The sequence below is a fragment of the Vibrio sp. 2092 genome (assembly GCF_033339635.1).
GTDB lineage: Bacteria > Pseudomonadota > Gammaproteobacteria > Enterobacterales > Vibrionaceae > Vibrio > Vibrio alginolyticus.
On the sequence record NZ_JAWOUY010000005.1, the window covers coordinates 147,216 to 161,967 of the forward strand.

The following is a 14,752-nucleotide window of genomic DNA, read 5'->3' on the forward strand; positions in this document are numbered from 1 at the left end:
ATAATGGAATTTGTATCTCTATATGATGAAAATGTTCCTTATATCATTTTCAAAGTGATAAACATAGGCGAGTTATCTTAACCCTCTAGATGAACTAATATAGAATCTAACTACTTACCGATTAGTAATTGAAACAACCTCGGGGGACGAGAAATTTATCTAAACCTTTTTGACTTCGGGTTAATTGGAAATAAAAAACCACCTTAGAGTAAGGTGGTTTTTGCTTAGACAGGATAATTTAACTTGGAAGGGTTTAAGCTTCCGCGCGTTTCAGGTGCACTTCTTCTTCGGCTACGCCTGCCATTGGGTCGTTGAAGCGAGCTTCATCCAATGCACCTTCTGATTTCGCAACGATGACGGTCACAGCACTATCACCAGTGATATTTACCGCGGTACGAATCATATCAAGAAGACGGTCAACACCCATGATAAGTGCAATACCCTCTAGAGGCAGGCCTACTTGGTTCAATACCATTGCCAACATTACTAGACCCACACCAGGAACACCTGCGGTACCGATAGACGCCAGAGTTGCCGTCATGATAACCATTAGGTAATCGCCCATAGTTAAATCAATATTGAAAGCTTGAGCAATAAACGCAGTTGCTACGCCTTGCATGATCGCCGTACCGTCCATGTTCACGGTTGCACCAAGTGGTACAGTGAACGATGATACACGGTTCTCAACACCCATGCGGTGCTTTGCTGTTTCCATTGTCACTGGAATCGTCGCGTTCGATGATGCTGTAGAAAAAGCAAACATGATCGCGTCTTCCATCTTGCGTAGGAACGTAATTGGGTTTAGACCTGTGAAACCTTTTAACATTAAGCTGTAAGTAACTAGACCGTGTAGGACAAGCGTACCAGCCAGTACTAAGAAGTACTCTGCCAGATTGACGATCGCGCCCAGACCAAGACCAGTGAATAGCTTCGCCATTAAGAAGAACACCCCATAAGGCGCCAAGTTCATCAAAATCGCGACCAGCTTCATGATCACTTCATTCAGATCAGAGAAGAATGCTGCGATGCGTTCGCCTGGTTTACCCGCTGCACTGATCGCGATACCGAATAGCACGGCGAACACGATAACTTGCAGAGTTTTACCTTCTGCCATTGCGCTGATTGGGTTGGTCGGGAACATATCGATGATCACCTGACCTAAAGATGGCGCTTCGGCTGATTTGAATGAACTTGCTGCCGTTAGATCTGCCCCTGCCCCTGGCTGGAATAGAGTACCCATAGTTAGAGCAAGCGTAATCGCGATAGCCGTTGTCGTAACGTAGAAAGCGAGGGTTTTACCGCCCATGCGACCCAGTGTAGAGAGGTCTTTGAGAGAGCTAGTACCACAAACTAACGAAACAAATACTAGCGGTACAACAAGCATTTTTAAGCTGGCAACGAAGATCTGTCCACCAACTTCGAATAATCCATTAACAATGTATGCGTCGACAAATCCGTTGTCGGCAAAAAGTGTGCGAATTGCAAATCCTGTCAAGATACCCGCAACCATACCTAAAATTACGCGGCTGGTAAGCGACATCGGTTTCTTGGTATTCATGAGAACACTCCTTATAGTTATGCACCTTGAGTTCACTTCAAAGCGGCGAGCAGATTAGCAGCGGAGTGAGAAAATACGAAAGAATAATCCTCTAAATGGTTAATAGATGTGAACTTTATCACTAATAAAAATGGGATTTTAACCAAATATTAACGAATTGGCCGGATGAAAAGTTTGTATTTTAACACTTTTATCGAATATACAACCGATAACAAAGAGGATTTACAATAAATTTTAATAAGAGATAGAGTGCATACTCTCTTTGAGTGGATGCATTTCTGCATAACTATTTAAGTTGTATTCAGACTAGCGGTCGCTTCTTTAGCGATACTTTAGTATTGAGTGTTCATCAGAGCCAACGAACCTTTTATGCTTTCATATTTGTCAACTCAATGATGGTTGGCAAGTGTAGTTAGTTGGAGGTGATCCCAGCTCCAATAACTTTGACTGGTATTTTTAATCCCTCCAACCCAATAGCATTGTTTCGCTCGTATTAAACCCTCCAAACACTGCTTGCCAGCCTCAGTGATACGGACGCTTTGTTCCCACCAGTGCCTTTCACGTGACTCAATCGTGATCAAAGGTGTTTGACACTGTGCTAGAGGGAGGAGTAACGCGTAAAACATCACGTCTCCTAGGTAAGGAAGAGGTTCTAGTTGTTGATATTGCTCAAACCAATCTTTGATGGGAATTGAACGATTTTGCGAGTTCAAAACCTTTAGTGCGAGGTGTTGTGTCAAGCTCAATCCAGTTTGTGAATTAGGTAACTCTTGCAAATGGCGTTTAAGCACGTCGAGTATATTGGGCAAGCAATCCAGGTTATGCTGCTGAATCAAATTAACTATGGAAATAGGTGTCGGTGATGTAATAGCGTGCCAACACCGTTTAGCCTGACTGAATAATTTTGCTGTCACAGGTTTACGGTATCGCCAACAAGAACGAATAGCTTCTTCAGGCAACTGCCCAAAGCCGATGAATCGCTCAGTGCCCGGGAACTGATTCAACTCAATGATCTCTATCACTTTATTCTCTACATTCTCTAACTGTGTTAGAGCACGAATTAGAATCAATTGATCATAGCTGTCATGTTCGACCCAAAAGACGATTCGTTCAAATACATCACTTTGCAACAGATCGAGGTTTGATTGTTCCAATGTGACTATATCTTGAACCGAGTCTTCACGCTTCATCACAGGCAGCAGAGTCTCTACGACATATTGGGCACGAATGGCAAGGAAGTTCTGTGGTGTTGCTGGTATGGGGCCAATACAAAGCGGATCGATCAGGGCTAAAAATGTCCCTTCAAATCCGCTGGCTTTAAGTTGTTGTTGAATGTCGTGGCCACAACGAACGTGTAGCGTTTTTACTTTTGCATCTAGGGGCGGTTTTTGTTCTTTGATGGCTAGTTTGTGCGCTTCTAGCTCTTCGACATGAGCTTTTAGTTTACTCCAACTGGATAAGCCCAGTTCTCTTGCGAGTGCATGTTGAACGTCAGCCAATTGAATTGTATTGGGAGCCAAAGATTCTGGTTTGGAGTGAAATCGCTTAACTAACTCCAACGTGGCGTCATCGTATAGGCGGATAGCTTTGAGCCTTTTTTTAGCAATGGATTTTTGCTGATTGATATTGATCGAGAAGCTATTTGTAGAGTTCATATTTCACCTTTCTTATCTCTTCCACACTCGCCTATATAGAAGCTAAAAAGAAGGTAAAAACAGATTGTGCCTGCTAAACCAAGCAGGTGAGGATATTGCCGTGAACCGAGTTCTTTCCGCGAGTGTTGGGTGCTTTAGGCATGAGCAGAGTGATAGTAGGTGGTCGCTATCCTTCGTGCAACCTTTTGTGAGAGTGTAGCGTCACAAAATGGCCGTTTCTCTATATTTAGGGAGAATCAATAGGCGATAACACTAGCGATTCAACTCAATACCACTGTTGCTAGATTCGAGTTTCTACACTTTTGAGTAAAGTACGATAAAGCGCTTGAGTCGCAGGACCACTTTTGGCTCCTTTGGGTAAAGTGAGGTGCAGCGCAACTTGATATTGATGGGAGTGTTCGATCTCCAATACTTTAATTTTATCGCTCTTGCGGACTGCGACTAAGTGCGCTGGTAGCCGACAAAGTCCAGCGCCTTGCTCTACGGCGTGAAAAGCGTGGTCGAAGTTATCGACGGTAATACGCTGACGTGCGCGTAACCAACCCACATCTCTTTTCGTTTTGTCTGAATCACCTAAGTCACGGATGACAATTTGGCTGGTGGTTGCAAAATCGTCGATGGAAACATGCGGCTTTTTAGCGAGTGGATGGTGTGCTGCGATTACAGGCAGCATGGTTGTTACGCCAAATGCTTCGGCAGGGTAGTTGGTTATCGGTAAGTTGATGATTGCTATGTCAGCGAGCTCATTTACGACCATTTCGGTTGTTTTGCTCAGTGACGTTTCAACCACTTGAACGGAGGTCGTGTTGTTGTCCTCCAAAAATTGACTGAGTGGTGCATAAAGCCAACAAGGGTCACAAAGATGATCTACTGCGACCGTGATTTGAGATTCCACCCCACTTTTTAACTGCTCGCTGATGACTTCCAGTTCCCGCGCTTGTTCAAGCATGGATTGTGCACGACGCAGTATGGTTTTGCCGTGCTCTGTCAAACCCGCTTTGCGCCCTCGTACTTCGATAAGTTGAATACCAAGTTGGTCTTCTAACTTCCTCACCGAATAGATCAATGTGGTATGGCTCTTGTTGAGCAGTAAAGCTGCGGATTGAATACTGCCTTCTTGATCAATCGCTTGTAGCGTTTGCCATTGTTCTAAGGTCGTTTTTAGTCTCATCAGTCAATTTTTTAGACAGCTAATGGCAAAATTATGAACTTTTTTGTCAGTTTTATAAAGGCAATAATCTTGTCATCGAAAGCGAGTCAATTAAGAAGAGGAGACCCAAGGTGGCGAAATTATTGCAAGTTGATTTTGAATTTCATGGTCCGTTTGGTGAAGAGATGTCGAATGCTTTGGTCGACTTAGCTAAGTCGATTAACCAAGAGCCGGGCATGATTTGGAAAATTTGGACGGAAAACGAAAAAGACAAACTCGGTGGTGGTATCTATCTTTTTGAAGATGAAGCCACGGCGCAAGCTTATCTCGAAATGCATGCCGCACGCTTACGAAAAAAGGGCGTAGTCGAAGTACGAGGTCAAATCTTCGATATCAATGTGCCGTTAACGACGCTCAATCAAGGGCCTATTAGAGGATAAGGAGATGATGACCAACCGCACTTTTCTAACCGTTCATGGTGTCGTATATACGGTATTCGCTTTTGCGTTGTTTTTTGTACCAACCATAATGTGGCCGATGTATGGAGTACAAATTAACGACCAGTACGCGCTGTTTTTATCGCAGCATACTTCGATCTTTTTAGGTGGAATCGCAGCGGTGAGTTTGATGTTACGTAATGTGGAATCAGGGCATACTGCGAAACAGCTGTTTAAAGCATTATTGATTACTAATGGCTTAGGGGCAGTGATTACTACCTATGCCGGCATTATCGGAGTATTTGTCGGTTTTGGTTGGAGTGACCCAATATTCTTTGTCTTGCTTAGTTTGATTACGTACAAGCAATTAAGAGTGCAATAGAAAAAGCCCTGCTGTTTCTAGCAGGGCTTTGTCATATTTGGTTTAATTAGCGATCTAAATTCAAGTTATGATTCGCTTTTGTACGCGTAGTTATAGTAGCCGTATCCATAGCCGTATGAGTTAGATGCTTTTTTCTCAACTGCATTGAGAATCACACCTTTAACTTCAACGCCTGATTGCTCGAAGCGACCTTGCGCGACTTCAATCTCCTTCAAAGTCGTTTGATCAAAACGAGCGACCATCAGAGTTGTTCCTGCAAGCGCGCCAACAATGCTTGGGTCGGTAACTGCGAGTACAGGCGGCGTATCGATGATGACTAGATCGTATTGTGCAGACATCTCGTCAACAAAGCTCTTGAAGCGAGGGTGCATAAGAAGTTCTGACGGATTTGGTGGTACTTGGCCGCGAGTCACAACATCTAAATTATCAATGGATGTAGATTTAATGATGTTGCTAAGGGATGTCTTACCGCTCAAGTAATCAGAAAGACCGTTGTCCCAGCGTAGACCGAAGCATTGCTGCAAATAACCTTTACGCATATCCGCATCAATAAGCAGCACTTTCTGACCGGTTTTCGCAGCGACGGCCGCAAAGTTGGTCGATACAAATGTTTTGCCGATAGATGGTGCAGGACCTGAAATCATAAGAACGTTATTCTTCGCTTCCATCATTGCAAAGTGCAAGCTAGTGCGAAGACTACGTAGAGCCTCAATGGAAAGATCGGCTGGGTTAGCTTCCGCTAGAAGGACTAGCTCATTGTTGCTGCCTTTGTTGCGCTTAAGCTTGTTTGCAAATTCCAGTTGTTGAATAGATTTTGGAACGCTTGCGTAAACTGGCATGCCAATCTGTTCAATTTGATCTGGTGTTTCCACACCACGGTGGAATGCTGCACGAATTAATACGAAAGCCACGCCTGCCATACCGCCAAGCAGTGTTGCTAGCACAACAATAAGCGCTTTTTTCGGCTTGATTGGCTTAGAGAAAGATTGAGCGTTATCTAAGATTCGAACGTTGCCAACTGTTCCGGCTTTAATAATGTTGAGCTCTTGAACCTTGTTCAATAGTTGGATGTAGATTTGTTGGTTTACTTCTACATCGCGTGTCATACGTAGAACTTCACGCTGTGTTTTCGGTAACTTTTGAACTTGTTTATTAAGACGTTCTTTCTCTTTTAGTAGTGTTTCACGTTTATCAAGTAGCGACTTATAAGCTGGGTGATCCTGTGTGAAGCGTTGGCTGATCTCACTTTCTTTGAATGTAAGCTCATTTAGCTGTGCTTCTAACTCAACCATTACTTTCAGCGTTGACTGAGCTTCAAGGCCTAAATCGATAGATTCATTTTCTTGACGGAACCGATTTAAAACGTCTTCAGAAGCGGTCAGTTTTGTTTTGATGTCTGGGAGGTGACCTTTCAAGAACTCGAGGCTTTGCTCTGCCTCTGCAGAATTTCTTTGAACGTTTTGTAAGAAGTAGTTTTGGCTAATGTCGTTCAAGATATCTTGAATCTTAGCGCGGTCTTCACCAGAGAAGCTTAAAGATATAATCCCGGTTTGCTTACCACGTTCGCTAATCGATAAGTTTTCTTGAAGTTTATTAATTGCATCTAATTTACTGATTTTGCTGACCGTGAATGAGTCACCAGTTTGAGCCACAAGTTCAGTCGCCAAAAACTGGTATCCATTCTTCTCAAGCAGTTCACCAACTTTACCTTCTAGAATGACGTTATTGTTATCTTCTAAGAGCCTGAACGTCTGTTTTTCAGAATCAATAACTTCAAGAGTTAAAGGAACGCCAACTGCGTAAGAAGGAGCATTAAATCGTGAAACGCTCAGACTGATTTGCTCACCTTGTAGTCGAGCTAGGCCTTTACCAATAATTGGCATGTAGTTTGGAGAAACGACAGTCGTTAAGTTGAACTTATCAACAGTACCGCCCAAGATCATACGAGATTTGATGATCTCTATTTCTGTTGTCGCTGATGATTCTGCTGAAAACAGCTCTCCCATATCACCAACCATCGCTGAAATACCACCTGAACTCTTACTTTCGATTTGGATAAGAGCGTCAGCTTTATAGATAGGTGTTGATAGAATGGCAACGCCGACGCCTATAATCGAAAATAGGACTACGGTACATAGAATGAGCCATTTGGCATCGAGAATGATCCCAAATAACTTTCCCAAATCGATCTCATCGTCGGCTTGACGTGATTGCTTAATAGTTTGTGTTGTCATTACTTTAACTTCTTAAATACCTTGCCATTGGCGTTTATTTAGCCTTGCGGCTTATAGTTTTTGAGACCACGCTTTTGCTGCTTTTTCTATAAGCGTATATGCATGTTCGAAAGCTTCTCTACTTTGTCTGTATGGATCAGGGATGTTTTGTTCATTTATCCACTGTCCAAACAGCATCGTTTTACCTCGTGCCTCAGGAGCGATTTTGGTTAAGGCTTCTAAATGACCTTTTTCCATAACCAATATCAGATCGTATTGAGCGCAAAGCTCAGGTGTTAATTGTCGTGCTTCGTGTCCATCTAAGCTTACGCTATGTTCGTTCGCGATAGTGGTTGCCATCTCGTCAGCAGCTTTTCCCGTTAGATGGCTCTTATCTACTGCGATTCCTGCTGATGCGACATGTTTGTTTGGTAGTAAAGACTGCAAAAGCCGCTCTCCTGTTGGAGAGCGGCAAATATTACCGACACAGACGACAAGAATATTAGAAAACAAATGCTTACCCTACTTTAAATTGTATGCTTATGATCTCAACTGAATTGCTGGCTTCTTTATATTGCGCAATTGAGCTGAGTAGCTATCGATTACGTGCCGCAAGAGATAAGTTTCTTGCGGCACGTTGTTTTACGGCCAAGTGCGTACTCGTAGTACACCTTCAGTTAGTTCATTAAAGCCGGAAATGGTTGGAACGAGCTGAGCAATCACACGATTCCAACGACTAACAGGTGCAGCCGTCACATAGACTATGTCGTAAGGGTTGAGATCAAACTCAGTACCAATCACCAAAGCAGAAGCGTCAGAAACATCTAGCTGATAAATGTCCGCCATTTTAGCTTCTTCTTTTGAACGTCTGATGACAAACACACCGGTAGCATCTGCGGAGATTTCACTGATACCACCAACGCTGCTAAGAGCCTCAGTAAGGCTCATGCCGCTACGATCAATTTTGAGTAATTTCGGATCGTTAACCTCGCCCATAACAAATACTTTTTGCGCATCGTTTCGAGGAATATGAACAATATCACCAGGCTTTAGAAGGCGGTTTTGAGTTAAATCGCCTTGTTGCATCAGAGCATACAAAGAGACGTTTTCAACAACGCCATTGCGTGTCAGTGTCGCATTACGCCAATCAGCCTCGGCAGCCAGTCCGCCAGCTCTATTCACAGCATCTAGAAGTGTAAGGGGGATGTTTGTAATTGGTTGTTGTCCTGGCTTGTTAACTTCGCCAGTTACATAAGTCTTTTTAGAGCGAAATGCCGCAACGCTTACATCGACCTGTGGGCTCTCAATGTATTTTGCAAGGCGGCTTGCAATGTCTGCACGAATCTGACGTACGTTTTTGCCTTCAACATGTACGACACCTATGTAAGGGTAGAAGATCGTGCCATCCGAATGCACCCAGTTACCCGCTTCGGCTGAGCTTCGGTATGAGCCCGCTGGGATCGTTAGCTCTGGGTGATCCCAAATAGTGATATTTAGGATATCGCCAGGTCCTACTTCGTATTCATATTTTGCGATTTCAATATCTAACTCTGGGTTTGGTTTTGAAAAAGGGTCCACTGAATTTAAAGACGTTACGCGCTCCAAAGTTAAGGGATAAACGGTAACCTGAGACTCTATATCACTCGATTCAGTGCTCATGACTGTTTTGTCACTGACCGAAAGGTGGCTACCAGGCAAAGTACACCCTGTAAGAAGGATTGGAAGTACTGATATCCCCAAAAATTTATTAAATGTGTTCATTGGTTTATAACTACCGAAAGAAAGTTTGCCGACTGAAATTGATTCATTCTAATTGAACTGAGTTTCATCAATATTGACGATTTACTGCAGTTTTAAGCCTTTAGAAAGCGAGTCCATTCAGAATTATTTGTGTAATAAACACTCCAAATGGCTGCTAGCGACTTAGAGCTCTTAGTTTTATTAATGAAGGTGTGAAAATCCGACCCACAAAAAATAGTCAACTATTATCCATCTGGTTGCAATAAAGGCAACAAGTTACTCGAAAAAATACTGACGAATACATGACAAAATTGTGTCTATTTAGCGTTATTGAGATGAATGCATGATTTTGCACAAGCAAACAGGCAGTAATGTGAAAAAACTCATGCCAAAGTTGTATGCATCCTATTTACACTATATGCAACTGCCGTTATGCTTCGTGTTGCGGTCGGATATAACAACAAATATTGGAGCTAATTTTGAAAATCAAACTTTTAACGGCAAGTGTGGCTGCTGTTCTACTAGCAGGTTGTGGTAGTGACAGCGATCCTGAGGTAAAAACATACTCAGTACAGGCTTATGACCCAGCTGTTATCGGCATGGAAGTATCTTATGACTGTGGTGGAGACTTAAAAGGTCAGGCTGATGAGCTAACAACAAACTATGAAGGCATGGTTGGTAAAGCTCGCATTAGCCATATCGACGTAGTGAGTGCACCAGGTGAATGTACTTTCACATTGAAGCATACTGATAAGAGTGTAGATGCATCTAACGGAAAACCTATTACGTCTGATTACAAGATTCCTAAAGGTCTTGCCCAAGCTGACTCTTTAGTTACAGGTTCTCCATTTACAACGTTGGTAGCTAACTCTCTAGATGACGGAGAGGTATACTCATCAGATACTGCTGAAAAAGTATTTGCCAATTTAGGTATCGATATCAATGCAAGTGGTAAAACAGTTGACGAAATCCTTCGTGATACAGAGTCTGTAGTTGCTAACCTTCAAAGTGAAGGCGGCAATAGTGAACTTGCTACGAAGCTAGTTGCTACGGCAAATATCGTGTCTGATATCATTAAAGCGAACCCAACAGCTGCACCTGAAGCCGTGGCTGTAGCTGCAAAATCAATGGCAGAAGAAGTGATTGCGAAATACCCGCATTACCCTAAAGCAGGCGCGGATTCTGAAGAAGTGATTTACGTAGAAATCTCTGAAGAAGATACGAAGAACGTTGTTGAGCAGGTTGAAAAAGACATTGCTGCAGGTAAGCCTGTAGACCAAATCAAACCTACCGTTCCACCAGTTCCAGATGCGAAGCCTGGTAAGCCAGTTGATCCGGTTGCTCCACCATCAGGCGGTTCAGGCGGTAACTAAGCAAGTTTTTGCTGATAAATTCTAAAGGCCTCTTCAGAGGCCTTTTTTGATCCTATCGTACTGTAGTCATCACCTTTTAGTGAGCCCTTTTCTGTTTAAGTAAGGCAGGATGTGCGGACGTGATTCGCCAGCCAGTTTACTGGTGACTTCTTGCGACCAAGTACTCTGTTTTTGATTGCTCGAACGGTTTGCATAGTAGTTTTGCATAGTTTGGTCATACGTCTGAATATCATCCAAGTTTAGGTCTTGATACTGATTCTCATGCACCACGACATGCTTAGGTAGGCGAGGTTTTACTTCAGGGGCTTGATCTGGATGACCAAGACACATACCAAATAAAATGGCGGTATTTTTAGGTAAACCTAATAATTCGTCTACTTTTTGGGCATTGTTTCGTAAACCACCAATATACACACCTCCTAGTCCCATCGACTCCGCCGCAAGCAAGCAATTTTGTGCCATGATGCCCGAGTCTACAGCGCCTATTAGCGTTAACTCGGTAAAATCAGCTTGAACATCTGGGTTGATACTGGCGTGGCGTTGGTAATCAATGCAAAACACCAAAAACTCAGCCGCGCTTTCAACGTACCCTTGATTTCCGGCATATTGAGCTAATAGCGTACGTTTTTCTTTGTCGGTCACGCGAATAATTGAAACGACTTGCAACATGCTTGATGAGGACGCCGCAAGGCCGGCTTGAAGAATGGCATCTAATTGTTCGCTCTCAATCGGTTGTGAGGTGAATTTTCGAATTGAGCGGTGATTGAGAATTGTTTGAATCGTGCTGTTCATGGTGACTTAACATCCCCTGTTACGTTAAAGGCTGAAGACTCACCTTAGCGACATTTGATGAGTCGGTAAACTATCTCAAAAGAAAAACAATGCTTGGCGCATAAGTGTGAAGACGATTCGAGATTACACCACTCGTTCTGTTTGAGAGCGTATATACTGTTTTTAGAATCAATAATTTAAATGCAGTGGAATATATGAAAGAACTCATTGTTCATACAGTTACGGTGTTTATGGGCTTCTTTGCCATCATGAACCCTATCGCCAATATTCCCATCTTTTTGAGTTTAACTGCTGATGAAGATAAAGAAACCATCCGTTCCATTGCGCTCCGCTCGGTTTTTATTGCATTTATTATCATCGCGATATTTTCTATTGCCGGTAAGTTAATTTTTGATTTGTTTGGTATCACGCTTTATGCATTGCGAATAACAGGCGGTATTTTGGTGTTTTTGATAGGTTTTAACATGCTTCAAGGTGATTCGACGCATCAGAAAACCAAAGAGAAGGCGTATTCACCAGCTCAGCAACGGGCGGCATTGAGTATTGCAGTGTCTCCACTGGCGATGCCAATATTAGCTGGGCCTGGAACGATTGCTACCGCGATGAACTTTGCGACAGCGGGTGGTTTCGATCAAACCATTATTACTATCGGTTTCTTTCGCTGTCCTCTGTGTGATCACCTATGTACTGTTTTTATTTGGAGACAAATTGGTCAAAGCGGTTGGACCAAGTGCTCTAAATGTTGTGACTAAAATGATGGGCTTAATTCTAGCGGTTATTGGTACTCAAATGTTCATTGATGGCGCGGGCGAAGCCTATAAAACGGTTTTCTCCTAGATTTCTCTTAGGCATTGCCACCTTGGTTCAACCCGCAATTACATTTCTAACGGGTACGGATTTTTTGAACTTTAGTTTTCATTTTCTAAGAGAGAAATAAATAGACTTCACCTATTTCAATAATAAGAATATTCAATTGTTGTGATTGCACGAATTTCATTACTCTTTTGGCAAGGAGAATGGGGGAAATATGGCAACAAAAGCAATTGTAGTAGAAGGTGGCGCGATGCGAGGCGTCTTCGCAAGCGGAGTGTTAGATGCGTTTTTAGAGCAGAGTTATAAACCGTTTGATTTTGCAATCGGTGTATCTGCTGGTGCATCAAATTTGATTGGGTATTTGACCGACTACCCGCATCGCAGTATTAACGTCATTACTAAGCTGGCCACAAGCAAACGCTTTTTTGACCCGACTCGCTTCGTTAAAGGTGGGGACCTCATCGATGTGAAGTGGCTGTTTGAAGAATCTAATCGCTTGTATCCCGTCGATGAAAATAAACTGTTTAATGGCGTTCCTTTTCTCGCAGCGACAACAAATGTAGATACAGGGCAGGCAGATTATTACCGCGTGACACGTGATAATTTTCACCATGCGATTGAAGCGACAACAGCATTACCGATTGCCTACAAGCATACCCCTTGTTTTTCTGGCGGTTGTTATACCGATGGTGGGGTCGCTGATTCTATCCCAGTGCGTGAGGCTTATCGTCGAGGGGCTCGCGACATAACCGTAGTACTCTCTCACCCACTGAATTATGCCAAAAAGCCAGTTAAGACCACATGGCTGATGAAGAAACTTTTTGCGGAGCACCCCAAAATGGCGGATGCGATGTTAAGACGTGCAGATAACTATAATCAATCATTAGAGTTTATTCGTAACCCTCCACCAGGAACACATGTTAGGGTGATTGCCCCACCAGATAATTTTCATGTTCAGCGCTTATCAATGCGACAATCCGTTTTACTAGAAGGGTATGAAATGGGGCTGATTGAGGGGCGAGCGCATCTCACTAGTTTATCTGGTGTTCATGGTTTAGACCGAGAAAGCTGTCATTTTTGCGTTTGATTGTAAAAGAGCCTCATCGTGAGGCTCTTTTTACGTAACGTTCAAAGGGTGATTTAGTTGACTTTATCCCAAGCCATCTCCCAGTGTGAACCTATTCCAGGCTCGTAATGGTTTGCGCTTTCTTTCCACTGCATACAGTAACCAGAGTATGGGAAAGGTTTACATTGATAAATGCCCCCGTCGCTGGCAAGCACTTTTGTGCCCGCCGTGTAGCTAGATAGTCCTTCAGGGAAGACAAAATCGTACTCACCAGATGGTGGTGGAGTAACTGACTCTTCTTTTAAGTGAAAGTCGAGTGTTTGCTGATCCACCAAGTTGCCATCTTTATCCTTAATACGTGTTACGAGCATATGGTGACCCGGCTCCGATTTACTTAAAGCGAGCGATATCGCCTCTACCGAGCCGTCTTTCATTTCGTTTGCCCAACTTGCAAGTGGTTCGCGATGGTGGTTGTAAACGGTGAGTTCTGCATTTAAATCGCCTTCAGCAGTTAGTGTCAGATCCAACGTTGTCGGTGTTGACTCAATGATATATTCGTCTGCTAAGCCATCTACTGTGAGTGAGTATTCTGGAACAGGAGTTTCAATGTTATAACCGATCTCTACTCGCTCAAGGCTGCTATTTGCTTGCAGATACACCGGATTAGTACCATAAACAGGAGTGAATTTATCCTCTGCATACTGCCCAGCTTGCAGTTTTGCTTGTTCTTGGTTTAGCTTAGTCGCGAGTGCGTAAGACCAGTTTTTCGCTTGGCCCATTGCTGCATCGGTAATTTCTAGTTCAGTTCTATACGCTATGTTTTCACCTGCTTGATCAAATACGCGCGTATAAACCGAATCCCCAATATTTAAATCCATTGTAGGAATAATTTGACCGCCTTGCTTCCAATCTGGAATAACGGGACTGTCACCATCAAATTTCACATCGATCACGTTATAAAATGAGGCTGCAGTGTCGCCAACATCCCATACTGCCAGGATGACATGGTATCCCTCGCGAGTAGGCACATTACATTGATGGCTTACCTGTTTCGGGGGTTGAACCATATTGCCGTCGACGACACAGAAAGGAGTTAGATCAAAAGAGTCTCGTGATAGTGAAGCGTTTGGGTTCCAATCAGGCTTGGTGATGTAATATTTCCAGTCGCGCGTCACGTGGTTAGCGGTAAATGTCCATTCAAAAGTTTGTGTGCCTGCTTGAATAGGACGTTTTACCCAACGGTCGGCAGTTTGCTCATCAAGGGCAGCTGCTAAAGCGGTTTCGGCACTCGCTATTTTACCATCGCGAGGCCCTGTTTCGGGAAAGCCATCAGGGCCTTCAACGCTTTGCGGTTCATATTGAATCGCACCGCAGTTATTATTTTTTTCGTTAGTATCTGGCGTTGGATACTTACATAGTGCCGAGCGACTTGCAGCGACACCACCATTGGTTTCTGATACATAACCGTGAGCCGCAGCACCTGAGCTAATGCTTGCAAGTGCTAACGCGAGTACGGATTTGGTTGGAAATGATTTCATCACATGTCCTCTGTTATGGCTGACAAACTAGTGTC

The 14,752-nt window shown here is 43.4% G+C and carries 12 protein-coding genes and 1 pseudogene; 5 read left to right on the forward strand and 8 right to left on the reverse strand.

The genetic code is table 11. The features are described from left to right. Positions 1-253: 253 nt before the first annotated feature. The 3 genes from R7P80_RS11040 to R7P80_RS11050 all read right to left on the reverse strand — a co-directional run bounded on the left by R7P80_RS11040 (position 254) and on the right by R7P80_RS11050 (position 4,384). Positions 254-1,558 (reverse strand): dicarboxylate/amino acid:cation symporter, encoded by a 1,305-nt coding sequence (locus tag R7P80_RS11040; protein WP_054576578.1) that lies wholly within the window; start codon positions 1,556-1,558, stop codon positions 254-256. Positions 1,559-1,947: 389 nt separating this feature from the next. Next, the gene (locus tag R7P80_RS11045; RefSeq protein WP_064376875.1) at positions 1,948-3,213 is read right to left on the reverse strand and encodes a DUF1835 domain-containing protein; all 1,266 of its coding nucleotides are present in this window, start codon (positions 3,211-3,213) and stop codon (positions 1,948-1,950) included. 280 nt (positions 3,214-3,493) lie between these two features. Next, positions 3,494-4,384, reverse strand: coding sequence for a LysR family transcriptional regulator (locus R7P80_RS11050; protein WP_225491616.1), 891 nt, complete (start codon positions 4,382-4,384; stop codon positions 3,494-3,496). A 110-nt stretch (positions 4,385-4,494) separates the two neighbouring features. Between R7P80_RS11050 and R7P80_RS11055 the strand changes: the two genes are divergently transcribed. Together R7P80_RS11055 and R7P80_RS11060 are read left to right on the forward strand one after the other, a co-directional pair. Beyond that, positions 4,495-4,803: a monooxygenase gene (locus R7P80_RS11055; RefSeq protein WP_225491617.1), complete on the forward strand. Its 309-nt coding sequence runs from the start codon at positions 4,495-4,497 to the stop codon at positions 4,801-4,803. Between the two features lie 7 nt (positions 4,804-4,810). Further along, on the forward strand, positions 4,811-5,182 hold the full coding sequence (locus tag R7P80_RS11060) for a hypothetical protein (RefSeq protein ID WP_017634450.1): 372 nt from the start codon (positions 4,811-4,813) through the stop codon (positions 5,180-5,182). A gap of 65 nt (positions 5,183-5,247) precedes the next feature. Here R7P80_RS11060 and R7P80_RS11065 read toward each other — a convergent pair whose 3' ends face one another. The 3 genes from R7P80_RS11065 to R7P80_RS11075 form a co-directional block, all read right to left on the reverse strand. Further along, a complete protein-coding gene (locus tag R7P80_RS11065; protein ID WP_170893943.1) occupies positions 5,248-7,416 on the reverse strand; it encodes a polysaccharide biosynthesis tyrosine autokinase in 2,169 nt (722 codons plus the stop codon). A 51-nt stretch (positions 7,417-7,467) separates the two neighbouring features. Then, complete coding sequence (locus R7P80_RS11070; protein WP_031780905.1) at positions 7,468-7,908, reverse strand: phosphotyrosine protein phosphatase; 441 nt, start codon at positions 7,906-7,908, stop codon at positions 7,468-7,470. Between the two features lie 129 nt (positions 7,909-8,037). Beyond that, positions 8,038-9,156, reverse strand: coding sequence for a polysaccharide export protein (locus R7P80_RS11075; protein WP_017820139.1), 1,119 nt, complete (start codon positions 9,154-9,156; stop codon positions 8,038-8,040). Positions 9,157-9,614: 458 nt separating this feature from the next. Here R7P80_RS11075 and R7P80_RS11080 point away from each other — a divergent pair, with 458 nt between their 5' ends. Further along, a complete protein-coding gene (locus R7P80_RS11080; protein WP_047102404.1) occupies positions 9,615-10,508 on the forward strand; it encodes a hypothetical protein in 894 nt (297 codons plus the stop codon). Between the two features lie 69 nt (positions 10,509-10,577). Here the strand turns inward: R7P80_RS11080 and nfsA are convergent, their stop codons facing one another. After that, entirely contained in the window at positions 10,578-11,300 is a 723-nt protein-coding gene (gene nfsA, locus R7P80_RS11085) for an oxygen-insensitive NADPH nitroreductase (RefSeq protein WP_005384597.1), read from the reverse strand. Between the two features lie 194 nt (positions 11,301-11,494). Here nfsA and R7P80_RS11090 point away from each other — a divergent pair. Both R7P80_RS11090 and R7P80_RS11095 read left to right on the forward strand, forming a co-directional pair. Further along, positions 11,495-12,137 (forward strand): annotated as a pseudogene (locus tag R7P80_RS11090) (MarC family protein). A 190-nt stretch (positions 12,138-12,327) separates the two neighbouring features. Continuing rightward, entirely contained in the window at positions 12,328-13,200 is an 873-nt protein-coding gene (locus R7P80_RS11095) for a patatin family protein (RefSeq protein ID WP_005374891.1), read from the forward strand. Positions 13,201-13,253: 53 nt separating this feature from the next. On the opposite strand, the gene gbpA is transcribed toward R7P80_RS11095, so the two are convergent. Further along, the gene (gbpA, locus tag R7P80_RS11100) at positions 13,254-14,717 is read right to left on the reverse strand and encodes an N-acetylglucosamine-binding protein GbpA (protein ID WP_054574884.1); all 1,464 of its coding nucleotides are present in this window, start codon (positions 14,715-14,717) and stop codon (positions 13,254-13,256) included. Positions 14,718-14,752: the final 35 nt, after the last annotated feature.

What these genes read in the sequence shown, in the direction of transcription:
- R7P80_RS11065 (WP_170893943.1), bottom strand. Translation starts at nt 7,416, where the DNA reads ATGACAACACAAACTATTAAGCAATCACGTCAAGCCGACGATGAGATC.
- R7P80_RS11095 (WP_005374891.1), top strand. Translation starts at nt 12,328, where the DNA reads ATGGCAACAAAAGCAATTGTAGTAGAAGGTGGCGCGATGCGAGGCGTC.
- R7P80_RS11075 (WP_017820139.1), bottom strand. Translation starts at nt 9,156, where the DNA reads ATGAACACATTTAATAAATTTTTGGGGATATCAGTACTTCCAATCCTT.
- R7P80_RS11040 (WP_054576578.1), bottom strand. Translation starts at nt 1,558, where the DNA reads ATGAATACCAAGAAACCGATGTCGCTTACCAGCCGCGTAATTTTAGGT.
- R7P80_RS11050 (WP_225491616.1), bottom strand. Translation starts at nt 4,384, where the DNA reads ATGAGACTAAAAACGACCTTAGAACAATGGCAAACGCTACAAGCGATT.
- nfsA (WP_005384597.1), bottom strand. Translation starts at nt 11,300, where the DNA reads ATGAACAGCACGATTCAAACAATTCTCAATCACCGCTCAATTCGAAAA.
- gbpA (WP_054574884.1), bottom strand. Translation starts at nt 14,717, where the DNA reads ATGAAATCATTTCCAACCAAATCCGTACTCGCGTTAGCACTTGCAAGC.
- R7P80_RS11045 (WP_064376875.1), bottom strand. Translation starts at nt 3,213, where the DNA reads ATGAACTCTACAAATAGCTTCTCGATCAATATCAATCAGCAAAAATCC.
- R7P80_RS11060 (WP_017634450.1), top strand. Translation starts at nt 4,811, where the DNA reads ATGACCAACCGCACTTTTCTAACCGTTCATGGTGTCGTATATACGGTA.